Consider the following 24,472-nt stretch of genomic DNA (forward strand, 5'->3'; position numbering starts at 1 on the left):
TAATTTTTAAATGAGTGCTTGAATAATTGCTTTTAATAAGTGTTTGAATAAATTGCTGATAATGAGTAGTTAGATCAAATTAGCGCCTAACCTTGAGCATTCTGCTCAAGGTTTGATCTTTATCGATAAAGTGATGCTTTAATGCACCAAGAGCGTGAATAACAACCAAAGCAATAAGCCCGTATGCGAAATATTGATGAATTGCACCAGCGATATCCGCTTGATTGCTAATTAACTCGCCAAAACCCGGGATCTCAAACCAATCAAATACCCAAATGCCTCTGCCATCAGCCGTTGAAATAAAGTAACCACTCAACATAATCAGCAGCATAAGCAAATACAGCATATTGTGAGCTAAGCGTCCTGCTCGTTTTTCCCAGCTTTTATGGGTTGCTAATTCAACAGGTTTTGTTGAATAAAAACGCCAAGCAAGCCTGAATATGGTTAGCAATAAGAGAATTAGGCCGATACTTTTATGGAGATGAGGTGCTGTTCTATACCAACTGCTGTAATAGGTTAAATCGACCATCCAAAAACCTACCGCAAACAAACCAATAACGGCGGCAGCTGATCCCCAATGCATAAAAATGGCTAGCAGCCCATAAGACCTTTCTGTATTGCGTAACATATCTTTCCTTGCATCTATTTAATGCATTCATCATACAAACAACTTTTTGGATATAAAATCAGCAAATATAGACACATTTATTCGATTTTTTAGAAAGGCTGACATTTAAGCCTCATCAAACAATGATTATTTTGGGTTTAGCTGTAGTAACAAAAACGATTAGCGGGCATAGAGCTGCTGTAAATGAAGATTTTTCAAACAAAATGCAGATACACAAGGAGGAAGTTAATTGTTATTTGAAAGCGTACTGAACACAAACTAGCCGAACAATCAAAATGAACTAAAAAAGCACTTGCAGGATTTTTTGAGTCGCTATAAGATACGCGCACTCCAAACGAGACAGGCTTTAAAGCCAAGAAGTTTGCAGTAGCAAATCTAAGATTTACTTAATGTAATACTTAGTTGCCCGAATAGCTCAGTCGGTAGAGCAGAGGATTGAAAATCCTCGTGTCCCTGGTTCGATTCCGGGTTCGGGCACCAACATTTATTAATGAGTTTCACTATTTACTTAGTAACTTGTTAAGCAAATAAGCCGGCATAGCTCAGTTGGTAGAGCAACTGACTTGTAATCAGTAGGTCCCGAGTTCGACTCTTGGTGCCGGCACCATAAAAACAAAAAAGCCACTCAATAGAGTGGCTTTTTTGTATCTTATTTTTGAACCGGTTTAAATAGATTCCTTAATTCCAGCTTCTAATACCAATCAGTATAAGAGTTTGATCAACTCAGAACGATTTTTGGCAAATTAATTCAAAGCGAATAGCTGCAACAATGGTTATTCCCTTATAAAGCTAAACAACGCAGAAGTAGGCAGCCAAAAACGTTCCAGAATGGCGAGTTTTAGCGATTCTGATGCTGTGACTCTTAACAAACAAAGATGAAACTTGAACCTAGTTCAACTATGCTCTTCATTCGCTGCGAACCACATGGTCTTTAATGTTCCGAACATACATAAGACATTCCCTCCATCCATAGAGGTCAGATGCAGCGCATGTCATTAAAGCACGACTATATGGATATAGGAGGTAGAGTAACGCAGGAGCAGTTACCGAGCAGCATTTAATGACCTTGCCTCAAAACCGCTAAATTCTCGCTGAGTGACTAAATGTTTATACTGATTGGTATAAGTCGGTAATCTTTAAGATCCATTTTATCCAAATAAACACTTATCTTGGGCTGCATTTAGTGGTTGTATTTTCACCCTCGTCAGTTGCAGCACTGCAAATGGCTTGGGCTAAATTACCATTATTCACGCTTTATAAGGTTACTGAATTAGAGAAGAACTTAACCTCCCCTCTCTGTGCAAATACCCCTCAGCTTTCCAGGCATCAACCACTTAGGCGCTCAAAGAGCCACCGCACAAATCTAGTCCCTAACTCTACAATTCGCTTCATCAGAAAAACACTGTACAAATAGCAAGCGGCTTATTACTTCAAAATAGCTTTTATGTTACCCAGCGCATATTACTTTTATCTTACTCATCGATAAAATGGCCAAGTGTTAGCTAAAAAACAACCACAACATATACTGCTATTCGCTCGAGCCAAGTCATTCCAAGCCAGATAAAGCGCAAAAAATAACTAAAACACTGCTAATTTAGCAATAAAGTCTATTTGTTGCGCAATCGAACCACTAAGCACTTGCACCACAAAAAACATCGCTATATTATACGCGCACTCCAAACGAGACAGGCTTTTAAGTCAGCTAGTTTGTAGTAGCAAATCTAAGGTTTACTTAAGTAATACTTAGTTGCCCGAATAGCTCAGTCGGTAGAGCAGAGGATTGAAAATCCTCGTGTCCCTGGTTCGATTCCGGGTTCGGGCACCAACATTTATTAATGAGTTCCACTATTTACTTAGTAACTTGTTAAGCAAATAAGCCGGCATAGCTCAGTTGGTAGAGCAACTGACTTGTAATCAGTAGGTCCCGAGTTCGACTCTTGGTGCCGGCACCATAAAAACAAAAAAGCCACTCAATCGAGTGGCTTTTTTGTTTCTAAATTTCGATTAAATGAATCAATTAGATATCGCTAACTATTTCGCTCCTCACCTATTCACTAGCTATTGCTATGTGCCAAATGATTTCATTACACATTAACTTAAAAGTTAGCGAGCGATCCTCGATCTAATCGGAGTGTTATACCAATTAATATAAGAAGTTAATCTACTCAGAGCGACCAAATCTTTATACTAATTGGTATTAACTCAACCCAAAACCGAGATTTGGTTTGTGTTTGGCGATTTTCCAGTTCTAGATCTTATGAGTCAAAATTCAGACTATTCACGGCGGGTACTAATCTGCAGATAAACAACTTAAACATACACACCAGAGATATAGCCAAAGCAAAACCTCAAACAAATGTAATTTTGCCTAGAGAACAATTTATCGCAAAATCACTTTACTCAGCAATAAATGAAAATCAATCAGTAGCAGCGGAACCATAAGCGAGTAAAAAAGCAGATAAGCCCTCACTTTACTGGTTACATTTCACCCACCTCACTAGTTGGCAATTATTAGGCTTAATAAAAGCCACTTAACAATGTCTGCTACAACAATCATTCTCGTATAGATTTCATTCGCAATGCTCAATCATGCGTCGATTGAGCGGTCAATTTGAGAAAACTTAGCAAAACATTCTAAAAAGCACTTGCACGCTATAAAACATCGCTATATTATACGCGCACTCCAAACGAGACAGGCTTTAAAGCCAAGAAGTTTGCAGTAGCAAATCTAAGATTTACTTAACGTAATACTTAGTTGCCCGAATAGCTCAGTCGGTAGAGCAGAGGATTGAAAATCCTCGTGTCCCTGGTTCGATTCCGGGTTCGGGCACCAACATTTATTAATGAGTTTCATTATTTACTTAGTAACTTGTTAAGCAAATAAGCCGGCATAGCTCAGTTGGTAGAGCAACTGACTTGTAATCAGTAGGTCCCGAGTTCGACTCTTGGTGCCGGCACCATAAAAACAAAAAAGCCACTCAATCGAGTGGCTTTTTTGTATCTAAAATTCATGGGGCTCAGCCGCAATTATTGCATGGATACAACTTTTATAAGCCCCTTATGCTTTAGTCCAATTCTACTTTTCAGTTCCACTTATGTGACTACTTATGTGTCAGCATTCATACCAATACTCATTAAAGCCCTTCAATAGCTGTATAGCAGACAATCTTATTTCACATCATCAATCTTGTTAGATTAAGAGAACTGCTTTTATAGCGGCTTTTAAGCGAGTAGCAGTACAACTGCGATCATACTTAGTGTAATCATTCTTCATGTGCTAATAGTTAAGTAAGAACAGTTGACCACTACACCTGCTTATACATAAAGTTTTTTATAGATGTAAAAAAGGAGCCTTAAGGCTCCTTTTCAAGTTGTTTTTGATGGATTACTTCCAGCTACGCATCTTATGGCCTTTTAGGGCATAGAATAAAATAAATAAGTAGCATGGTAAGCCAACCCAATAAGCAATCTGAGTATTGTCAGCAAAATGAGCAACCTTACCAAATACTAGCGGTAGGATAGCACCACCAGAAATACCCATAATTAATAATGCTGAGCCTTGGGCTGTGTATTTACCTAGACCTTCTAGCGCTAGTGGCCAAATCGCTGGCCAAACAAGTGCATGTGCTAGACCCATTAAGGCTACAAAAGTCACAGTATCAGGAATAACAGGAATACCACTCCAGCCCCACAATATGTCGGCCATCATAGTGCTTTCGCGAGATCCTAGCGCTGCACCAGCAACACATAAAATACCAGCAAGCGCTGAACCTAATAGTGCTTTTTCTTGGCTAATAAACTTAGGAATACAAGTCACACCTATGATGTAACCTATCACCATAAACACCATGGTATATGATGTTAGTGAAGCGAAATTATTCACCCCTAACGTTTCACCGTATAGACCAATGGTATCGCCAGCGATAACTTCAACACCTACATAAGCAAATAATGCAATTGCGCCTAATACCACTTGTGGGAAATGAGTGATGCTGCCCTTTTCTTGATGCTCTTCTTCACCTTCGAACTCTAACTCTGGTAGAGAAGAAAATTTAACTAGGCCGATCAAGAATGCAAGTGCAATCGCCATATATACGTAAGGCATTACAAGGCGTGATGACAATTCACTGATCTGTGCCTGACGCTCTGCTTCAGAAAGTGCGGCTAGATGTTCAGCTGTAAAGTTTTCAAAACCAGATAACACTAACGCAGTAAATAATATTGGTACGATTACGCCAGCACCTTTATTAATTAGCCCCATAATACTAATACGCATTGCCGCACTTTCTTTCGGGCCGATATGCACTACATACGGGTTAGACGCTGTTTGTAAAATGGTTAAACCTGTACCAAGTACAAACAAAGCACCTAAGAATAAAATATAGTTAGCGCTTTGTGCTGCTGGAATAAACAGCAACGAACCTACCACCATAATGGCTAGGCCTATTGCCATACCATTCTTGTAACCGGTCTTTTTCAGTATCGATGACATGGGTAATGCCATCACAGTGTAAGCAATATAAAAAGCAAACGTCACAAACAACGCTTGGAATTCATTAAGCTCACAAATAATTTTTAGAAATGGAATAAGTGAGCCATTAAGCCAAGTCACAAATCCGAAGATAAAAAAGAGCACACCTATAATGGTCATAGGCAGTAAACTGCTCTTTGGGCTAGCTTGAGCCTGAGTCGTTGCTGTCATGTATTTAACCTGCTTATTATAGTAATTAATTTGATGATACCAGATTAAACTGCTATCCCATCCTTCATTAACTGTTACTTCGCATTACAGGCTGCTGCCTGCTTATTATTTCGCTATTGCACTAAGTATCAGTGCCAATCCTTGTTGCTCACTATCGTCTGATTTATCCCTTTACCAGACCATTGTTTCATCGATGTTAAAACATTGAGAAAAAAAAGACAACGCTGTCATTTTATTTTATTGATGCCTTCTACTTCTATCTTAATCGATCAACTGAACCTCTTTGGGTGCTCAATCTAATGAGTAAAACGCCGTATAGTTTGTAAAGCCATGCACTAAGACTCTAAATTTCGAATGCTCAACTAGAGTCTTATCTTTTCAGTTCAGCGAACAGAAAAGCACTATACCTTTACGAATACACCACGTTTATACATCCAGTACAGCACTAACCACTGCACCAATAATAATGCTATTACTGCCATTAGCGTTTGCGCATTTTCTGGAAAGCTGTTGATTACGCCGCCAAAAACACTCTGCGCGGTGTACTTCCAGTTAACTATGCTGCTAGCGATATAAATCACGATAGAGTTACAGCCAATGACCGTGAAAAAGAACGCCCATTTTTGCACTTTGAGCACATCAATAACGGCATAAAATAGTGCTAACAGCAAAATACTCCATCCCGCAGTGACTAAAGTAAAACTGCTAGTCCACAGCGTCTTATTAACAGGAATAAGCGGCGAGACTAACCAGCCGATAGCAACTAGAGCTACACCGGCAGCAGATAATAACCCAACCTTAAACCACTCACCTTTTACATGGGGCTTCACAATAAAGTGGCCAACAAATACACCGAATAAACCATTTACAACAGCTGGTATCGTCGACAAAATCCCCTCTGGATCGACTGCTGCGCCTTGATATGTAATACCCGGTAATAACAGCGTATCAATCGCTGCGTTAATAGAACCGGTTGCGCTAAACGCACCGCTATCATCTAAGGTGATGAAAGGAAAAGCTTGCAGCAGTGCATAACCAATTAAAATGGCGATAGCTGTAATAATTTGAGTGCGTAAACTAGTATGCCAAACCAATAAAGCACAGAAGAACCATGCAAAAGCAATGCGTCCGAGCACACTAGCATAACGGATCTCACCTGCTGCAAAAGGAGCACCTGTTCCCCAGCCATGGTTGTATATCACTCCAAACAGCAGCAATAAAAGCAGTCGCTTAATCGCATGCTGATATAAAGGCTTACGCTGAGATAAAGGTAACTTGTCTAATCGCTTTGGCGATAAGCCAAGGGCTACACCAGAAAGGAAAATAAATAATGGAAAGATTAAATCGTAGAAGGTGAAGCCATGCCAAGCACTGTGATGCATTTGCGCATCGAACCATTTAAAGCCTGCCCAGCCAGTCAAGATAAGTAAAGCCGCAAATAAAGCTTCGCCACCTAAGATCCAGAACATATCAAAACCACGTAGTGCATCAAGTGATTTTAATCTGAGTTTTTTTACCGGCTTACTATTAGCTTGTTCAGCAACCTTAGCAGAGTTTGTTGTAGAGTCAGCTGACGAATTATTAATTATTGTTGTCATCTAAACTGCCTTTTATATTATTTTTAGTTTGGCTTTATCAAGATAAAGCAAAGCCTCTTTAGTTGTCACTACAGAGGCTTATATTGTTTTATCTAGCTCTTGTTAACAGTGCTAACACTTGTCTTTTATTCACAAGCAATCACTAACCTTTAAAGACCAGCTCACCACCAATGTAGGTACGCCCCACTTTATAGTTATCGTCAACAAGCACTAGATCAGCACGACTGCCTATCGTTAGAGTGCCCATTTTATCACTTAAACCAAGATATTGAGCAGGATAAAGCGACGCCATGCGTATTGCTTCATCAGGAGTTAACCCCAGCATATTAATGCTATTAGCGACAGCGCCTGCCATATCAAGCACACAGCCCGCTAACTCACCGGTGACGGCGTTAAGCCTATCGCCCACTCTTAATACTTGAGTACCGAAAAGCTCAAAGCTAACTTCATCATCAAGCCCTACAGGCGGCATAGCATCTGTTACTAGCATGACTTTGCCTTTAGGTTTTGCATTAATCGCTACCCGCGCTGAGGCTGGATGAACATGATGGCCGTCAACAATTAAGCCGCACCAAGCATCTTTACTTTCAAGCGCAGCGCCAACCATACCTGGGTTTCTCGAATCCAATGGCGACATTGCATTAAATAGATGGGTAAAGCCATTGGCACCAGCAGCAAGTGCAGCCTTTACAGTGTCATAATCAGCGTTTGAATGACCTAAACAGACTTTCACACCCGCATCGACCAATGCCTTAATAACATCTGTAGAAACATTTTCAGGGGCAAGAGTAACCACTTTTATACCTAGATCTTGGCGACAGAATATATCTAACTCAGCATCTGAAATACGGCGAATGAAAGGTTGTGGGTGAACGCCTTTTTTAGGCACACTTAAATGCGGCCCTTCAAAATGTACACCAACGACACCTGCAGTTTTCGCTTCAAGCGCTGCAGCAACTGCATCAGCAGCTTGATGCATTACACTTACATCGTCAGTAATTAATGTTGGTAAAAAAGCGGTAGTACCAAACTTTGCATGGGCCTGACCAATTTCAGCAATGCCTTGCACACTTGGAGACGCATTAAATAACACCCCACCGCCGCCATTAACTTGGACGTCAATGAAACCTGGCGTAATCAAACCATTTACCCGCGACTCGTTCGCACCTTGTGCGGTATCAAATGCCACGATATGGCCGTCTTCAAACGTGATTGGCAAGTCAGTATGGAAGCTTTGTCCATCGAACACGCGATCTGCAATTATCGTCTGTTTCATCTTATTCTCACTTACTAAAATATGCTGCGGCGATAACATCAAGCCGCGATACATAGAGTTAATTTAGTTAGGCTTTGGCGTGCTGCTGCTGCTTTGCAAAGAAGGCTGCGCCCCACTCTGGTGGCTGTAAAATAGGAGATGTTTTAGCTAACACATCTTCATCAAGCCAAGGTGACAATGGCTCAGCTAAACCGCCAATCATTGAAAACCGTGGCGGATTAATCGCAAATAGTTTTCGAGCTAACTCACTAATATAACCGGCGCCTTCAGTAACGATATCTAAAGCAACACTATCTTTTTCTGAAGCGCTTTCAAATACAACTCTTGCTAATTTGGCGTAAGTACTTGATGACTGGCCAGCCAAATTCTCAACAATGCCTAATGCGTTATTAACGCCGAAATAATCAAACAAGCGTTGGCTAAGCAGTGTTTTCTCACCAAAACCATCTAGATCTAGTAACGCGCACTCACCCGCTTTAAGGCCTAACCATGCTCCACTGCCTTTATCACCAAGTGCAAATCCGTGACCACCAAGAAATAGCTCTTGTTCTGCAACTCGCGCATAACCACAAGAGCCAGTGCCAGTAATGATTACAGCGCCCTCTTCGCCTTGATGAGCGCCAATACATGCAGTGTGCAGATCGGTAGTTAAATACATACTCGCAAATGGATGTTGCCAATTGGCGATATCTTGATACAACCTCGGCACATTAACGCCCGCTAAACCTAGACCGGCGATTAAGCGTTTGCTATCACTTGGCGCTAAGCCTGCATCAGCTAATGCAAGCTGAGTTGACTCTTCAATTGATTGAAACGTTTGAGCTAGGCCATGAAGTGGATTCGCGCGACCCGCGACTCCAGTGCCTAATATACGATAGTCACTAGTGTAAATAGTTGCACGGCACTTGCTACCGCCGCCGTCGATCCCTATGTAAAGGGACTCTTCTTTCGTCTGGCTCATGCCCATGACAGACCTCTTTATCGTTCTCATTCTTCAACTGCAGAATGGGTGTAGACTTTATATAAAAGCCACTAAGTTAATTCCATGTTACAACAATAATGACAGCGTTGTCATTTGTTTTTTAAACTTGCCAAACAAAACATAAAAAACGCAGCAACACCAAAGATGCTGCCGCGTTCAAGCTTAGTTATTACTTACATGCCTAACATAAACACCTGTTAGGCATTTGTTATTTAACAACGAGAGTACGCCCTTTACGCTTACCGTCAGCAGCAATCACTCGCACTTCAACAGGAGCAGTAACCTCAATGCCCTCTTTATATGCCAACCAATCGCCTCCAGTTGTGCGATATTCAATATCAAGCCCAGGGAAAATCACATTGGCAAACAGCTTACCGTCTTTTATTACTGCACCTGGAGTCGGTACACGATAAGCAATATCGGCTTTATCTAACTTAAGCAGCTCTTTAGCACCTACAGTGTTGGCGACTCGATACCAGTCTTCAGCCTGAGCTTGGCGCATCTCTTGAGTAAAGAAACCGCTCTGCTGATTGTAAACCGCGCCTTGATACTGATAAGCCACTTCCCATTCAGGCTTATGCCATGCTCGCTCAGCTAGCATTAGCACCCTTGGGTACATCATGTATTCAGCCACATCATCACTGCGGACGGTCTCACTCCAAAGCTGACCTTGGATCCCTGCAAAACCGATAGACTGTTTTAATGGGCTACTGGTGACTTTACCTGATTCATCTTTTTGAATGGTATCGTCAGCCTCAAATGGCAGATTCTCAATATCGGTCCACTGCTCTGCATTTGCCGGCAAGTTCCCCGGCATAAAGCTGTGGATCTTTTTTGAGTTAGTATTGCGGCTCGCCCAGTAATAGCCATGCTCTTTAGGGTCTGCCTCATAAGGGAAGTCAAAATACAAAACTTCTGGCTGACTTAATACCGCATGCCAACCCAAGTTTGCTTGTTGATGTGCTCGCTTGTGTCCGCCATGGGCAACAACATCCCAGATATTAGACTGCGCTTTGCTTGGCATATTCTCCGGACGAGTATGGCTCATACCATCACTCCAGCCCGCAGCTTCTATACCTTTATCAGCCAATAACTTAGCGGTTCTTTCGATAAAGTATGCCCCTAGCTCGTCCATGCTAGTGACTCCTTTGTCATTATTTGCGACAAAAGCCTTACAAAGCGGAGACTCAATCCAAGCCCCTGCGGTTTCATCAGCACCTATATGATATAAATCAAGTGGCACACCTGCCGCTTTGTGCATAGCCGCTATTTCATCAATCACCTTATCAATAAAGGTGAAGGTGGACTCCATACACACATTTAAGGTGTTGTCATTGTAATACTGGATTGATGAGTAAACGGTTTCGTCTTGGCTGTCAGATAGCAAAAATTGATCTGCCGCTTGCTGGTCACCTTGGGCAACTAACTTACGGTACCTTGACTCCATCGACTTAATCGCCGCGCGAGAATGTCCAGGCATATCCATCGATGGGATCACCTGTATTTGTCTTGCGTTCGCGTATTTAAGAATTTCGATATAATCTGCTTTGCTGTAGTAACCATTCACTTTAGCGTCGCTAAATGGCCCACTACCAAGTTGTGGCAATAAACAAGTATCTTCATTTAGGTCGTGACAACGCTTGCTGCCCACCTCTGTTAACTCTGGTAGACCGTCAATTTCTAAACGCCAACCTTCATCATCAGCCATATGAAGATGTAACTTATTTAGCTTATAGGCTGCCATTTGATCTAACAGATCTAGAATTAACTGCTTACTATGGAAGTTACGTGAAACATCAACATGCATGCCACGAAAGTCATAGCGAGGAGAATCGCTTACTATGACAGGACTGACGGTCAGTTCATTGGCATCAACTAAAGCCGCTATTGAGGCTAAACCGTAAGAGAAACCAGCGTTATCTGCGGCAAAGATTTGGATCTTGTCTGCCGAAATATCCAAATGATACTGGCCTGCAGCAGTACTTGAAGTTAATGGTAATAACTCTGTCTGAATACCTTGCTCGCTTTGACCTACACCAATACGTGCAAGCCTTTGTAAAGCCGCTTCAACAACTGACGGTTCAACGTCATTGAACAGCAGGTTTAACCCCGGTTTTAATGAAACTGCAGGCTTATCAGCTTTAACTGCTAGCTTGGTTGGCGTGGGTAAAATGCTATTAGTAGCTAATGCAGCATTAACCGGTGTGTCGAGGTTATTTTTGTACAGTACGCTACTTGTTGCCCATTCAAGTTTATCTGTCTCGCGGCGCTTATATTGGGTTTCACTGTCAGTGAACGCGGTAACATACGGGCGTACTTCCATCCCAGTTTCAGGGTCTACGCCTAATTGTGTACTACGAATAATGACCGGTTCTAAACCGTCAGCAACAATGTAATAGTTTGGCATAGCGTCGATTTCAGATAATTGCCAAAGCTCTCCACGAAATTGGATTGTAGTTGTTTGACCTTTTTTAAGGCCTTTAAAACCCGCGGCAGGTGTTATTTTGTGCAGATCACCTTGCACTCGAGTGATCGCAAACTCATCGCCAACAATGCTTTGGATCGGCCGCATTTGCGAATAATAGATAGACCAATCTTTACTGTCGATATCGATAGCTGAAGTTAGATCAATTTCAGCGAGGAAGCAGCGGCCGTCACTTGCGTCTTTGTCACAATTATCATCGGGAACATTAGAGATAACGCTATAGCGTATATCCAATGTTTCACCCATTTTATTTAGCAGCGCTTGAGTTATTCCAGTCTCAGAGTTAGTGGCTTCTACACTAACGCTCGCGGGGGCACTTTGCTCATCGACTTCCTTCTTTGAGCACGCACTTGCCGACATTGCAATTGCAACTGCTGCAACGACCAATTTAATCTTCATGACTTTCCTTATTCTATATTCTTATTTATAAGCGGAACGATTTAACTAACTCTCGTAATCTCTCCCCCTGTAGAAATAGTCGATCGCTAGATTGAGCTAATCTTTCGCTATCCGTTGAAGCCGCCCCAGACGAGGCAACTAAGTCATTTAAGCTAACGGATATACTTGATGTAACTTCAGTCTGCTCTTTAGCTGCAGCAGAAACATCGAGGTTCATATTGCTAATATTCGATACAATTTCAGATACTTTTGTTAGTAAGCATTTTATTTCGTTTGAATGCAATACAGCTTTATCTGACATATTTTTGCTTGAATGCATGGTTTGCACTGTGTTTTTAACACTGAGCTGCACCATCTGGATCATCTTCTGAATTTCACCCGTTGCTTGTTGTGTGCGGCTTGCTAAGGTTCTCACCTCATCAGCTACAACCGCAAAACCTCGGCCTTGTTCTCCAGCTCTTGCCGCCTCAATAGCCGCATTTAGCGCTAGTAAATTTGTTTGCTCAGCAATTGCATTGATCACTACCACTACTTCATCAATCTTTTGGGTTTCTAACTGCAACTGCTCAACAGATTGTGCCGACAATGTAAGCTCTTGTGCAAGACTCTCACTTAATGCTAGCCCTGAGTCAAACTCACTATAACTATGTTCGACCTTTCTATCGGCATCTGTGGCGGCATCTGCAGTTGCCCCAGCATAAGCAGCAACATCATTAGCGCGGCTATTTAGCTGCGTCATCGCGGTAACAGCGGCTTCAGCATCGACTAACTGTGACTGAACACGTTGATGGTTAACACTTGATAGTTTTCCAAGCGACTCTGCATCGCTAAGGATCTGTTCAGAGGTCTCATTAACTTTGGAAATACTCTGATGGATCTGACTGACAAATTGATTAAATGAAGCGGCAAGCCGGCCCACTTCATCTTGGCTTTCTACAGGTAACTTATGACTTAAATCGCCATCACCACAGGCTATTTCATCCATTGCATGAACAATATGCGCCAACGGAGTTGTTACTAATACCTTTAATATGACGTATATGGCGCCAAGGCTAAGCAATAGAATCAAGGTAGCCATTAACATATAAGTCATTAATAAATCGCTCAATGCAGACTGCATATATAAGGCTGAAAATGTAATATCCATCTGGCCGGTAGATTTACCGTTATTAGTAAAGTTAAGCGTATGCTGGCTTAAATTATCAGCGTTAACTGCAGCACTTTGTTTCACTGAACCTATATCTTGGCCACGATGGTCTTGCAGTGAAATAGCATAGATCTGCGGTGATTTTAGTAATGCAGATAAAACCGCGTCTATTTGCTCAAAATCATAATTGAATACTGGCTGCGCCAAGGTCACTTCAAGGCTGGCTAATGAGTTAGCTTGATAATCTACAAACTCTTGCTGCAACCGAGATTTTTCCAGCCAATAGGCAGCCGTGAATAAAATACTAATGACAATAAATAGTGCGCTGGCTAAACCAATCTGAACTTTTAATGAGATAGATTTCATTTAATTCACACCCTCAATATCAAACAAATCCAGCCATAATTCAGGGCGATTAACCGGGGTTAGCTTATGTAAACCTGGCGTGTCGATTCGAATAATAGCTCGCTGGTTAAAATTAGCTTTTGCATAAAGCTCTTCGATTTTAAAGTACTGATTATATTGCTCATCAAAACTGCCATCCGTCACCATGGCCTCTAACCCTTGCAATAAATCTTTAGCTAATTGCGGCTGCGACGGTGAAACAAAGAAATAAGCTGGAGAGCGATATTGCAGTAGTACGCGCTCATCTACTTTAAGTGCAGGGTCTGGGTGCTTATTTAGCTCCTGCCAAATTTCTTGAGCGCCTAAGGCCAGGTAGTCGAACCGTCCCCCCTCTAACATTGGGTATAAGTTCTTATACTTATAGCTGGTGACGATAGGTAAATTGGCAGACTTAATAATGTCGGCATCTGGCCAATAATGGTTTTGCCCTGCTGTAAATTCAGCAAAATCTTGGCGATTAGCAATGGCATTAAATTGTTGTTGCGACTCTTTACGGATGATAAGTAATCGATTACCGAGCAAGCCTTTAAAGATTGGAATACGGATTGGTAAAAGCTGCTCTTCAAGTGGTAATGAGGTCATACTCCAAAATACATCAATGTTCCCCGCTAGCGACTCTTCAACTTTGCGTTTTTGGTTCATTTCTGTGGTAATTTCGGTGACTTGATACTCACTATCAACTCTATTTAATGCAGCATTCATAAGCTGTAATTGCCAGCTATCAGGAATGGTGGTGTTTACCGTCTTTGCGCCAACGGCATGACTTGAGATAAGGACTGGAAACAGCATCAGTACTATGAAAAAACGTGTTTTAATCATCTTTTAGTACTCCACTTAAAACCTGAAAATAGACGTTAACGCTTCGATGCTATAGCAGGTAAAAATATCTTTAAGCTTATAATTATTATGGCCTTTTGAAAAAAATGGCCGAGTGCTATTAAACACTCGGCCCACAATAGTTTCTGGGGAGAGACTATATAGGAGTAACAAACATATTCGTTTGTTTAAAAACATAAAGTAGGAGACCTCATCCTCTTCATGTAGACCTTACAAACAACCTGTCACACAAGCAGATGACAACGCTGTCATTTATGAACATACACAAACTTGAACAATATATCTACATTTTTTTGACACTTTTATTTCTTTATTTAACTGAACAAACTTAATAACTGTATAACTAAGGTTACAAAGCATAAAACAGAAGCAAGAAACAATATCATGACAACGCTGTCAACAATTGATAACATCGAGTCAATTCAACAAAGCTATTTAGTAAGAGAGCAAGGTTTAAATAACGCTAGAGGTTAACATTCAAGTGCGGCTAGAACGGCAAGAGCATTCAATTACTTACATATCCATTGCTATGATGTTGATAGCATTTTGGTTTGTATTTGTTTATAGCAAAACCGATGGTATAGAGTTAGTAACTCAATACCTACACTACTGTGGCTTGGGCATATTAGGTGCCATTTTTGCTAACTCTACTGGGGCCGGTGGCGGTGTAATATTTATACCCGCTTTTAATAGCTTAGGCTTTAGCAACGAACAAAGCTTGGCTACATCTTTTGCAATACAATGTTTTGGCATGACCACAGGTGCAATTAGTTGGCTGCACTATTATATGCAAAGTCAAAAGCAACAGTGGCAACAACTCCCCCTTCTATTAGCCATATTAATACCGCTTTCTATCGCTGGATTATGGACTGTAGAAGCACTAAACATTTCTTCTATCAACAATCTAGAACAATCTTTTAGCCTATTTTCTATTGCTCTTGGCTGCGCCCTTCTTTTTAACCACTTTAATCACTCAAATAAGCGTAATAGCTCACAACCAACTTTTAGCATCAAAAAGGCGGACTTGGTAATTCTTGGGGCAATCACTTATTTTGGCGGCATGATCACCGCTTGGTTGTCCGTTGGCGTGGGCGAACTCATTGTTATCTATTTACTTTTAAAAAGAGTTGAAGCAACGTTAGCGGTAGCAACAGGCGTAATTGTGACAGCCGCAACAGTATGGAGCACAGCTGGGCTGCATTTTAGCGCCAACAGCGATACCTATTTTAGCGTTGTAGCCGTAGCAGCCCCTGGGGCGGTATTAGGAGCGCTTATGGCTAAAAAGCTTGCACTATTTTTACCGATAAAAACATTAAAGCTATTTTTCGCGGCTTGGATCATTCTGTCAGGTGTTGCGATATTAATAATGGAATAAGAAGCAACTTTTTAGCTGAGATAAAAAACTCAAACTTAGGTCAAACTCAATAAACAAATAATAATTAGAGGTAAATCAACATGGCAAATATCGTTCCACTGAACTTTGAACACCATCTGCAAATGCGCATAAACGACTCTAAAGATTTTAGCCGCTTTTCTGATCAGCACCTTATACCGGTGGTTTTCCATGAGTTCCATCATCTAGCTTCCGAGTTCCCACTTGTTTTCGTAAAAAATACTGAAACAGGTCAGTTTATCCCCGTTGCAATGATGGGCATAAAACCAGATTTAAATTTGTATTGTCAAACACCTAACTGGCCAGCAAGTGTTTACCCAAAGGGGTTCAACAATGCGCCTCTTTCACTAGTCAAAACGGATAATGATGGCGCTAATGTTCTTGTATGTGTCGATACTGACAGCCCTCTTATTTCATCTGTCGAAAACCAAGGAAATCGCCTTTTTAACGATAACAAAGAGCAGAGTGACTTCTTAAAAAAACGTACTGAAGCACTTCTTGATATCGCAGCCTTGAATGAACAAACAACAAACGTTTGCCAGCTACTAGCATCAAAAAGTTTATTCACCGCAAAGCAACTAACAGTAAAACTTTTGAATAGTAAACAGCCGATTAATATTAATGGAGTTTACGTTATTGATGAGCAGGCTTTAAACCAACTAAGTGACGAAGATTTCCTCTCATTAAAAGCTAACGGTTTGCTACCTTTGATCTATGCACATCTAGTATCACTGCAGCAGATATCACGCCTTATCGAGCTACAGAATAAATACGACCTAACCCACTAATATATCCAAGTCTGCCGAAGGTAATGTAATTCTTCACCGACGGCAGCTTACTTTTCTCAACTAAAGATAGGTTTTAACTATGATGACCGCTCCCCCTCAAGAAATAATCATTGTCGGTGGTGGAACTGCAGGCTGGATGAGCGCTAGCCTACTTTTTCATGCTTGGGGTCATTTAGGCTGCAAAATTACTGTAATGGATTCAGTGGAGATCCCGAAAATTGGCGTGGGTGAAGGTTCCACTCCGGCATTAAAACGTTTTTTTGAAACTCTTGCTATTGATGAATCAGAATGGATGCCAAAGTGCAATGCTACATATAAGTGTGGTATTAGTTTTCCAAATTGGGCATCAACCTCATCTAAAAATAGTTATTTCCACCCTTTTTACTCCAACATTGACCTTAAAACAGGTAAAGCATTTATCCATAATACAGATTTAAGACGCCAAGGCTTCTTAGTTGATGAACATCCAGATAATTACTGGCTACAGAGTTTTCTTGCTAAGGAGAACCGCTCTCCTAAAACGACTATTCAACTAAATGGTGTTATGGAATATGGCTATCATTTTGACTCAGCTTTATTAGGAGAATACCTGAAAAACAGAGCTAAAAATTTAGGTGTGGTGCATCTATCCGATACTGTAACCCAAGTAAATATGAATAGCAGTAATCAGATAAAACAACTAATAACAGCATCAGGGCGGAAGCTTGAATCAGAGTTATTTATCGACTGCACAGGTTTTAGTGCATTATTGATAAGTAAGACGTTAAAAACGGCTTATAAAAGCTACGCTGACGGCTTACTAAACGACAGTGCAATCGCAATCCCATCAAACATAGATCTTACGAAGCCGATTCCACCATTCACAGAGTCAACTGCATTAAGTTGCGGCTGGGCATGGAAAATCCCCCTAAGTAGTCGCTATGGTAACGGCTATGTTTACTCGTCTAAACATATTACTCCTGAAGATGCGGAAGCAGAACTAAGGGCTCATATAGGTGTAAGTTGTAATGGAATGCCTGCAAAGCATTTATCTATGCGTTTAGGCCGAGTTGAAAAGCATTGGAATAAAAATGTGTTAGCTGTTGGCCTTTCTCAGGGCTTTATCGAGCCACTTGAAGCGACTGCGCTAATGTCAGTGCAATTTACTTTAGAGGAATTTATTAACAGTTACTCTAGTGACAACCAGCAGAAGAAAAAATGCTTCAACACTAAAATTAATAACATGCTTGATGCGATTAAAGACTATATTCAGGCTCACTACTTTTTAAATACTCGTGACGATAGCCAGTATTGGTCTGACGCTCGCAATATCGATACTTGCTCAAGCAAATTGAGAAAAATTATCGATGTATGGGACCAACCTACTGGAGATTTAGAACAAATACTGGCCGACACCAACAGCCTTACAGCGTACTTGACCCCAAGTTGGTATTGCTTACTCGCTGGTAAAGGACGCTTTAATCAAGTGGCGATGGAGCCTTTAGTAAATGAAAAAGCCGTTAGTGTCGATAGTATTAAGCATTACTTTAATACTGTCACTCGACACTTTCCGCCTCATAAACAACAGTTACAAGCTCTTTATGGGCAACAATGGTAACAGCCTCCCAAAAGGATTAAATTGTTTGTAATCCATATTGCTTTATTTTCTCTAGTAACTCTCTTTGCGGTGGTAGATTAGCCACCAGCTGAGCCGAGATGTTATCGAGCCTTTGCTGATAGTCAGTGGGTATTTGCGCTTCTGCGTCAGACTTCCCCCCAACTTTAGTTGGAAAATGCATACCATAAAGAACATAAAGATAGTTTTCTAAGTCAAAGACCTCAAACTTACTAAAGAAATCCTCTCGGTTCGGTACAAAGTTTTCCCAGAGTGCTAATCGCTGCAATAGCTCATCTGACATAGTGGCTGTATCACGGTTATCTGTCCAAAACTTTGAATCTGAGCGATCCGAAAGGCAATAATGCATCTTAATAAAATCAACGACCCGTTCCCACGCATAACTCATTACATTATTATAGCGTTGACCCATGCTTGGTAGTTCTTCTACTGACCTAGGAAACCGACTCGCCAAGAAGCCAGCGGCAAAATCAGTCAACAAAATCGAGGTTGCTTCCAAGGGCTCTAAAAAGCCTTGAGCAAGTCCCAATGCAACACAATTTTTCTCCCATGACCGCTCTCGGTAACCTACAGTCATTGGAATAGTTCTGAACTGATGCTCAGATAATTTACCATCCAAGTAAGTATCTAGCTTACTAACTGCAGTTGCATCGTCCATATATTTAGAGCTATAGACAAAGCCAATACCGCGGCGATTACTTAAAGCTATATCCCAGATCCAGCCAGCTTGATGTGCTGTTGAAATCGTAAAAGGAGGGATAACTTCATTAGTCGAAGTCGGTACTTGCACCACAACCGCTTTATCGACAAATAATTGATCCGCCTTATCAATAAAAGGCACTTTAAGTGCTTTATCTATCATTAGGGAAGCAAAACCACTGCAATCAATATAGAAGTCAAAATCTAATTTACCTTCAGTATCGGTGATAAGAGACTCAATCTCACCACTCTCTGCCAATATCACCTCTTGCACATTTGCAGTTATATGTTCAACTCTAAAACGCTCTTTTGCGTTTTCAGCTAATAGCTCGGCAAACTTTGCGGCATTAAGATGATAGGCGTAACCCAAAGCACCGGCATACTCTGGATCACTAATGCTCTTTGGTGCTTTATAGGCCTCACAGACAGCATGTTGAGGTGACACAGTTCCAGCATAGGCAACGTGTTTTTTAGCTAACCACTTTTGTGTCAGCGCTTCTCCCATTGCAGATGGCATATCAAAAAGGTGATGATAAAAATTATTCTTGCCATAAACGCTTTTATCTAACCAATTAACAAACTTGATCGACTGCTTAAAGGTTACATCACAGCGCTTAATAAACTCAGCTTCGCTGATCCCAAAGCGTTTTAATGACTTACGGATAGCAGGAACGGTTCCCTCTCCGACTCCTATGGTTGGAATATCTGAAGACTCAATCAAAGTGACTGATAACGACTTGCTCGCCATTGCCGTCAGGCCTAAATGATTTGCAGCTAACCAGCCTGCTGTGCCTCCACCAACAATAGCTATCCTTTGAATATCCATGGTCGACCTCTTATATTTATGCTGAAAAGGAGTCTTAAATCTAATAAGTTATCTCCGAAGAGACTGCTCTAAAAAACATCATATGATTTTTAATAAAAAGCCCAGCAAATGCTGGGCTTTCGTTACAACTATATTATTTATATTAGAAACGGAATGCTACGCCAACTTTGTAACGTGCTTCACCTTCAAAGCTCCATACAGGGTAGTCAGCTTTAAACTCTGGGATAACTTCTGCATCAAGCGGAGCAACACCAGTTTGTACACTATCTTCTTCAGTTAGGTTAACAGCTTCAAAAGTTACATCCATCCACTCTGTCACGCTGTAAGAAGCACTGAAATCAAGTGTTCCATAATCTTCATGTTGACGGTTACCGTAGAAGCCTGGTAGTTCACGCATCATGTACTCACTGCGCCAGTTATATGCTAGACGCGCAGAGAAAGACTCCATTTCGTAGTAACCCACTAAGTTAACTGTGTGCTTTGAAGAATCAGAGAACACGCCAACTTGGTCTGGATAGTTTTCAGCTGGTGAACCAGCATCTGCATACGTATAGTTAGCAGAGTAACCTAAACCGTTTTCAAATGAATCTTGAAGCTGTAATTCCACACCTTCAATGCGTCCACCAGTAGCGTTATACTTTTCACTGACAGTCCAGCAATCGTATACGCCTACACCACATGCGCTGCCGCCTTGAGCGATAAGGTCATTATCTTCAATACCAATTTGCTGATTAAGCTTTTGACGAGTAGAGATGAAAGAATTTACGTCTTTAATAAAGTAAGTTACTGCTGCAAGACCTTCACCACCAAAGTACCATTCTAAACTCACATCAGCTTGAGTCGCTTTGAATGGGTCAAGTGAAACAGAGCCGCGATTTAGCTTTTCATTACCTGGAGTACCGTCATTCAAACCAGGAAGTGTTGAAGTCGCGAATAACTCAGAGTAGTTAGGACGAGAGATAACCTGCGCTGCAGAAGTACGTAAAATAAGGTCTGAAGTTAAGTCAAATGCAACGTTAACACTTGGTAATACATCGCTATAGCTTGACTTAGCAGTGCTTAAGTTATCAGCAAACTGACCTGTGTCACTCAGCTCATAATAATCAGACTCAACGTCGGTTGAGATATAACGCAGACCAAAGTTACCGCGAATACCTTCAGACTCAAAGCTAGCCATTGCATATAGTGCAAGGTTCTTTTCATTCAATGTACCATAACCAGATTTGTCACGCTCGAAACCTGTAATAGCGGCATTTGCGTCTGCAATCATTGCATCAAAATCTGGCTTAGGTAGTGTAAACCCAGCGCCTGATGACATAGTGCCATTGTAGTAATGTGAAGCATCACGTACTGCAATATCACCTACAGTTGCAATATCAGTTTGTTGAGTTACATCATGATCAGCATAACGAATACCAGTTTTAAATGAACTGATTGCACCTAAATCTACCGGGATAGTAAAATCTAACTGTGCATATGTTTCTTCATCAGTATTAGGCTGCTTTTTTAGTGCCCAAGCAGCTGTAGATAGCTGACCATTAAAGTCTTCAGCACCAAAGTTTTGCTTAGCAATATCAATATCAATAATCTTACCAGTAGCGTCATAGTGACCGGCAAAGTCACCTGGCTGACCGATAGAGTTACCGTAGTTAGAAGTTAAGCTAGTACCACCATCTGATGTAGTGTTACCTACGCGACCTTCTACTGTAAAGTTTTCAGCTTCGAAGTTGAAATCGAAATCGATAGTATCTGAAGTCATTTCAGCTTCACGAGCCCATGTTTGAGCCCAAGCAAATCCGCCTTCACCTGTATGAGTAATATCAGTACAAACACCAGCAGCATTCGTTTGATTACAAGTACTTACACCCTGTTGAGTTGGGAATAAGAAAATCGAAGTATTAGCATTGTTTGCTTTAAGATCTAGCGCTGTATAAGTTAAACCAAACTCAAGTGCATCAGTAGGACGATACTGAGCTGCTACGTTAAATGCTGTACGCTCACGGTCTTGCTGAAAAGTTGATGGCACAATTTCGCCCCAACCTAGTAAAGTCTCAATACCATTACGCTGGTATTCAGTTTGTGAACCTGCACCAGAAACTAAAATACCGAAGTTTTCATCTTCGTTCTTCCAGCTATAAAGACCAGAAAGTTCAGGATCAATCTCTTCTGAAATTGTACCGTAATCGCCTTTAGCACTAACAAAGACTGTATTTGCATCTAGATCTAGCGGCTTACGTGTTTTAACAATAACCGTACCACCAATACCACCTTCAGTGATATCAGCTTGTGATGATTTATAAACCTCAATGCCGCTAACCAATTGAGGCGGAAGCAAAGAGTAGTTAAAGCTACGGTCAATGGCTTGTTGGTCAAACCAGCCTGTAGATGCAACGGCATGTCCATTAAGTAAAGTACGAGTCAGCTGGCTTGAAGCACCACGAATAGAAACTTGCTGACCTTGGCCAAACTGACGGTTTACAGCAACACCAGGAATACGTCCAAGTGATTCACCCACGTCACCATCTGGGAACTTACCAATATCTTCTGCTGTTACAGCATCAACTACTGAGTCAGAAAATCTTTTCGCATTTACTGACGCTTTCATAGAAGCACGCATACCACGCACTTCAATTTTCTCAATATTTTCATCTGCTGTAGGTGCAGAATCCGCCTCAGCAGCAACAGCAGACATAGAGACTGCAGTTCCGAGCATTAGCGCGATATTTGTAGCTAGTACACTTTTCTTAAGGTTTGATGGTCGCATCTCGTTTTCCCTTCCATAACTTATTATCTTTTTTTATATCCATAACCATTCCCGAACCGGAATGACAACGCTGTCATGTCTAGTGCAAACATTACACAATTATTAACAGTCGCGCCACAACAAAATAACCAACAAATTCATTTCACCCAGCTCGAGCAACAGGAGTATGCAGATCAATTATTAATTATTAATTAAATACAGTAGGTTAACGTGTGTAAGAAAATGTAACGGCTAGAAGGTTTTTTTTTCTAATGCGGGTTGAAACTTAAAAAGTTGACCAATTCTCATTGCTAAATGACTTAAAACTTCGCACTATATTGGTAAATATACCGATAAATAGCCTTACTACAAACGCCAGTTGTTAACGTTAAGTTGCAACAAATTGCAGTAAAAATGACTAACTAAACAGAGTCCAACAACATGAAAGTCACCATCAATGATGTCGCAAAATATGCTGGCGTATCGATTAAAACGGTATCTCGAGTTACTAATAATGAGCCTTCTGTAAAGCAGGTGACGATAGATAAAGTTAACTCTGCAATTAAAGAATTAAACTATCAACCTAATCTTGCCGCTAGAAATTTAGCCGGAACAAAATCTTATGTCATTGGTTTTATTTATGATAACCCCAATGCCTACTACATCATTGATATGCAAAATGGTATTTTGTCGGCCTGTAAAGATCTCGGTTATGAGTTGCTTATTCACCCATGCAATTCAAGAGCTGACAATATATGCGAAGAGCTGACAACATTAGTTAAACATAACCGTTTATCGGGGTTAGTACTTACCCCGCCACTATCTGAAGACCCTGTAATTTTGGCAGCATTAGATAAAATAGATGCAAGTTATGTCAGAATTATTGCAGGCGAGAAAGTTGAAACAGGTAATGGTTTAGCCGTATTGGTAAATGATAGGTCTGGCGCCATTTCAATAACGCAGCATCTGATAGATCTTGGTCATAAAAACATCGCATTTTTAAGCGGTGATCATGAGCATGAATCAACAAAAGAACGTTTAGCGGGCTTTAAACAGGCTTTATTAAACAATCAGTTGGCTATCAACGAAGATTTTATTATCGACGGAAAATACTCATTTGAGTCTGGGGTTCAAGGCGCTAAAACTCTACTTAAACAAAATATTAGGCCAAGTGCAATTGTAGCTTGTAACGATGAAATTGCGGCAGGGGCGTTATTTGCCGCTAGACTTGAAGGCGTTGATATTCCAGCTGAAATATCCATAGTTGGTTTCGAGGATAGCCCATTTTCTCGTCAAACTTGGCCTAAACTAACGACGGTTCATCAGCCGAATGAACAAATTGCTCATATTGCTACCGAACTATTAATAGCAAAGCGCAAAGAGAAATCAGCGCAATCAGGTAAGGTATTCTTGCCTGAGCCAGTGATAAGAGACTCCACAGCGCAGCCACAAACCTAGTATACATAGACCAAACAACACCAAACTTTTTCGCATTACCTATTTAGCTAGATAATGCGAAAAGGTTATAACAGTTAAACAGCTTCTTCGTTTTCTTCACCAGTACGGATACGAATAACACGCTCAACATCAGTTACAAAGATTTTGCCATCACCAATCTTACCTGTACGGGCAGTATCAACGATGACTTCTAAAGCTTGCTCTAGCAGCTCATCTTGGATAACTAGCTCAATCTTTACCTTAGGTAAAAAGTCGACCATATATTCAGCGCCACGATATAGCTCTGTATGCCCTTTCTGACGACCAAAGCCTTTAACTTCTGACACTGTCATGCCTGTGATACCGATATCAGCAAGTGATTCGCGCACATCATCTAACTTAAATGGTTTAATAATGGCTTCGACTTTTTTCATGTAAAACTCCCTAAGAACCTGCTGAAAGACGCAATTTGATTGCGCAGTAGCTTACCATGCAGTAACAAAACTCTGAAG

The 24,472-nt window shown here is 41.0% G+C and carries 15 protein-coding genes and 6 tRNA genes; 10 read left to right on the top strand and 11 right to left on the bottom strand.

The features are described 5' to 3' along the window. Nucleotides 1–79: 79 nt before the first annotated feature. On the bottom strand, nt 80–628 hold the full coding sequence (locus MSG37_RS01725) for a cytochrome b (RefSeq protein ID WP_248468840.1): 549 nt from the start codon (nt 626–628) through the stop codon (nt 80–82). Nucleotides 629–1,032: 404 nt separating this feature from the next. On the opposite strand from MSG37_RS01725, the gene MSG37_RS01730 reads away from it, so the two are divergent. From MSG37_RS01730 to MSG37_RS01755, 6 genes are all read left to right on the top strand, one after another. Further along, nucleotides 1,033–1,108 (top strand) — tRNA-Phe (locus MSG37_RS01730). 51 nt (nt 1,109–1,159) lie between these two features. Further along, nucleotides 1,160–1,235 (top strand) — tRNA-Thr (locus tag MSG37_RS01735). Nucleotides 1,236–2,377: 1,142 nt separating this feature from the next. Further along, nucleotides 2,378–2,453, top strand: a tRNA-Phe gene (locus MSG37_RS01740). Between the two features lie 51 nt (nt 2,454–2,504). After that, nucleotides 2,505–2,580 (top strand) — tRNA-Thr (locus MSG37_RS01745). A gap of 805 nt (nt 2,581–3,385) precedes the next feature. Further along, nucleotides 3,386–3,461 (top strand) — tRNA-Phe (locus MSG37_RS01750). A 51-nt stretch (nt 3,462–3,512) separates the two neighbouring features. After that, nucleotides 3,513–3,588, top strand: a tRNA-Thr gene (locus tag MSG37_RS01755). A 425-nt stretch (nt 3,589–4,013) separates the two neighbouring features. Here the strand turns inward: MSG37_RS01755 and MSG37_RS01760 are convergent. The 7 genes from MSG37_RS01760 to MSG37_RS01790 form a co-directional block, all read right to left on the bottom strand. Then, entirely contained in the window at nt 4,014–5,330 is a 1,317-nt protein-coding gene (locus tag MSG37_RS01760) for a sugar MFS transporter (protein WP_248468841.1), read from the bottom strand. Between the two features lie 401 nt (nt 5,331–5,731). Then, on the bottom strand, nt 5,732–6,928 hold the full coding sequence (locus MSG37_RS01765) for a DUF5009 domain-containing protein (RefSeq protein ID WP_248468842.1): 1,197 nt from the start codon (nt 6,926–6,928) through the stop codon (nt 5,732–5,734). 142 nt (nt 6,929–7,070) lie between these two features. Beyond that, nucleotides 7,071–8,204 carry an N-acetylglucosamine-6-phosphate deacetylase gene (gene nagA, locus MSG37_RS01770; RefSeq protein WP_248468843.1) on the bottom strand — a complete coding sequence of 378 codons (1,134 nt, stop codon included), beginning with the start codon at nt 8,202–8,204 and terminating at the stop codon, nt 7,071–7,073. A gap of 67 nt (nt 8,205–8,271) precedes the next feature. Continuing rightward, on the bottom strand, nt 8,272–9,171 hold the full coding sequence (locus MSG37_RS01775) for a BadF/BadG/BcrA/BcrD ATPase family protein (RefSeq protein ID WP_248468844.1): 900 nt from the start codon (nt 9,169–9,171) through the stop codon (nt 8,272–8,274). A gap of 223 nt (nt 9,172–9,394) precedes the next feature. Further along, complete coding sequence (locus tag MSG37_RS01780; RefSeq protein WP_248468845.1) at nt 9,395–12,070, bottom strand: family 20 glycosylhydrolase; 2,676 nt, start codon at nt 12,068–12,070, stop codon at nt 9,395–9,397. A 25-nt stretch (nt 12,071–12,095) separates the two neighbouring features. Then, a complete protein-coding gene (locus MSG37_RS01785; RefSeq protein ID WP_248468846.1) occupies nt 12,096–13,583 on the bottom strand; it encodes a methyl-accepting chemotaxis protein in 1,488 nt (495 codons plus the stop codon). After that, complete coding sequence (locus tag MSG37_RS01790) at nt 13,584–14,441, bottom strand: transporter substrate-binding domain-containing protein (RefSeq protein ID WP_248468847.1); 858 nt, start codon at nt 14,439–14,441, stop codon at nt 13,584–13,586. Between the two features lie 499 nt (nt 14,442–14,940). On the opposite strand from MSG37_RS01790, the gene MSG37_RS01795 reads away from it, so the two are divergent. The 3 genes from MSG37_RS01795 (at nt 14,941) to MSG37_RS01805 (ending at nt 18,237) form a co-directional block, all read left to right on the top strand. After that, a complete protein-coding gene (locus tag MSG37_RS01795) occupies nt 14,941–15,834 on the top strand; it encodes a sulfite exporter TauE/SafE family protein (RefSeq protein WP_248468848.1) in 894 nt (297 codons plus the stop codon). 80 nt (nt 15,835–15,914) lie between these two features. Continuing rightward, nucleotides 15,915–16,640, top strand: coding sequence for a SapC family protein (locus MSG37_RS01800; RefSeq protein ID WP_248468849.1), 726 nt, complete (start codon nt 15,915–15,917; stop codon nt 16,638–16,640). 79 nt (nt 16,641–16,719) lie between these two features. Next, nucleotides 16,720–18,237, top strand: a complete 1,518-nt coding sequence (locus MSG37_RS01805) for a tryptophan halogenase family protein (protein WP_248468850.1) — start codon at nt 16,720–16,722, stop codon at nt 18,235–18,237. 16 nt (nt 18,238–18,253) lie between these two features. Here the strand turns inward: MSG37_RS01805 and MSG37_RS01810 are convergent, their stop codons facing one another. Further along, nucleotides 18,254–19,780, bottom strand: coding sequence for a tryptophan halogenase family protein (locus tag MSG37_RS01810; RefSeq protein ID WP_248468851.1), 1,527 nt, complete (start codon nt 19,778–19,780; stop codon nt 18,254–18,256). A gap of 142 nt (nt 19,781–19,922) precedes the next feature. After that, nucleotides 19,923–22,544 carry a TonB-dependent receptor gene (locus MSG37_RS01815; protein WP_248468852.1) on the bottom strand — a complete coding sequence of 874 codons (2,622 nt, stop codon included), beginning with the start codon at nt 22,542–22,544 and terminating at the stop codon, nt 19,923–19,925. Between the two features lie 420 nt (nt 22,545–22,964). Here MSG37_RS01815 and MSG37_RS01820 point away from each other — a divergent pair, with 420 nt between their 5' ends. Beyond that, nucleotides 22,965–23,981, top strand: a complete 1,017-nt coding sequence (locus MSG37_RS01820) for a LacI family DNA-binding transcriptional regulator (protein WP_248468853.1) — start codon at nt 22,965–22,967, stop codon at nt 23,979–23,981. Between the two features lie 74 nt (nt 23,982–24,055). Here the strand turns inward: MSG37_RS01820 and MSG37_RS01825 are convergent, their stop codons facing one another. Continuing rightward, the gene (locus MSG37_RS01825; protein WP_248468854.1) at nt 24,056–24,394 is read right to left on the bottom strand and encodes a P-II family nitrogen regulator; all 339 of its coding nucleotides are present in this window, start codon (nt 24,392–24,394) and stop codon (nt 24,056–24,058) included. Between the last annotated feature and the right edge of the window lie 78 nt (nt 24,395–24,472).

The sequence above is a fragment of the Shewanella sp. 1CM18E genome, from assembly GCF_023161665.1.
Classification (GTDB): domain Bacteria; phylum Pseudomonadota; class Gammaproteobacteria; order Enterobacterales; family Shewanellaceae; genus Shewanella.

Excerpts from the sequence above, each read along its gene's own strand:
- MSG37_RS01725 (WP_248468840.1), bottom strand. The coding sequence starts at position 628 with ATGTTACGCAATACAGAAAGGTCTTATGGGCTGCTAGCCATTTTTATG.
- MSG37_RS01760 (WP_248468841.1), bottom strand. The coding sequence starts at position 5,330 with ATGACAGCAACGACTCAGGCTCAAGCTAGCCCAAAGAGCAGTTTACTG.
- MSG37_RS01765 (WP_248468842.1), bottom strand. The coding sequence starts at position 6,928 with ATGACAACAATAATTAATAATTCGTCAGCTGACTCTACAACAAACTCT.
- nagA (WP_248468843.1), bottom strand. The coding sequence starts at position 8,204 with ATGAAACAGACGATAATTGCAGATCGCGTGTTCGATGGACAAAGCTTC.
- MSG37_RS01775 (WP_248468844.1), bottom strand. The coding sequence starts at position 9,171 with ATGGGCATGAGCCAGACGAAAGAAGAGTCCCTTTACATAGGGATCGAC.
- MSG37_RS01780 (WP_248468845.1), bottom strand. The coding sequence starts at position 12,070 with ATGAAGATTAAATTGGTCGTTGCAGCAGTTGCAATTGCAATGTCGGCA.
- MSG37_RS01785 (WP_248468846.1), bottom strand. The coding sequence starts at position 13,583 with ATGAAATCTATCTCATTAAAAGTTCAGATTGGTTTAGCCAGCGCACTA.
- MSG37_RS01790 (WP_248468847.1), bottom strand. The coding sequence starts at position 14,441 with ATGATTAAAACACGTTTTTTCATAGTACTGATGCTGTTTCCAGTCCTT.
- MSG37_RS01800 (WP_248468849.1), top strand. The coding sequence starts at position 15,915 with ATGGCAAATATCGTTCCACTGAACTTTGAACACCATCTGCAAATGCGC.
- MSG37_RS01805 (WP_248468850.1), top strand. The coding sequence starts at position 16,720 with ATGATGACCGCTCCCCCTCAAGAAATAATCATTGTCGGTGGTGGAACT.
- MSG37_RS01810 (WP_248468851.1), bottom strand. The coding sequence starts at position 19,780 with ATGGATATTCAAAGGATAGCTATTGTTGGTGGAGGCACAGCAGGCTGG.
- MSG37_RS01815 (WP_248468852.1), bottom strand. The coding sequence starts at position 22,544 with ATGCGACCATCAAACCTTAAGAAAAGTGTACTAGCTACAAATATCGCG.
- MSG37_RS01820 (WP_248468853.1), top strand. The coding sequence starts at position 22,965 with ATGAAAGTCACCATCAATGATGTCGCAAAATATGCTGGCGTATCGATT.
- MSG37_RS01825 (WP_248468854.1), bottom strand. The coding sequence starts at position 24,394 with ATGAAAAAAGTCGAAGCCATTATTAAACCATTTAAGTTAGATGATGTG.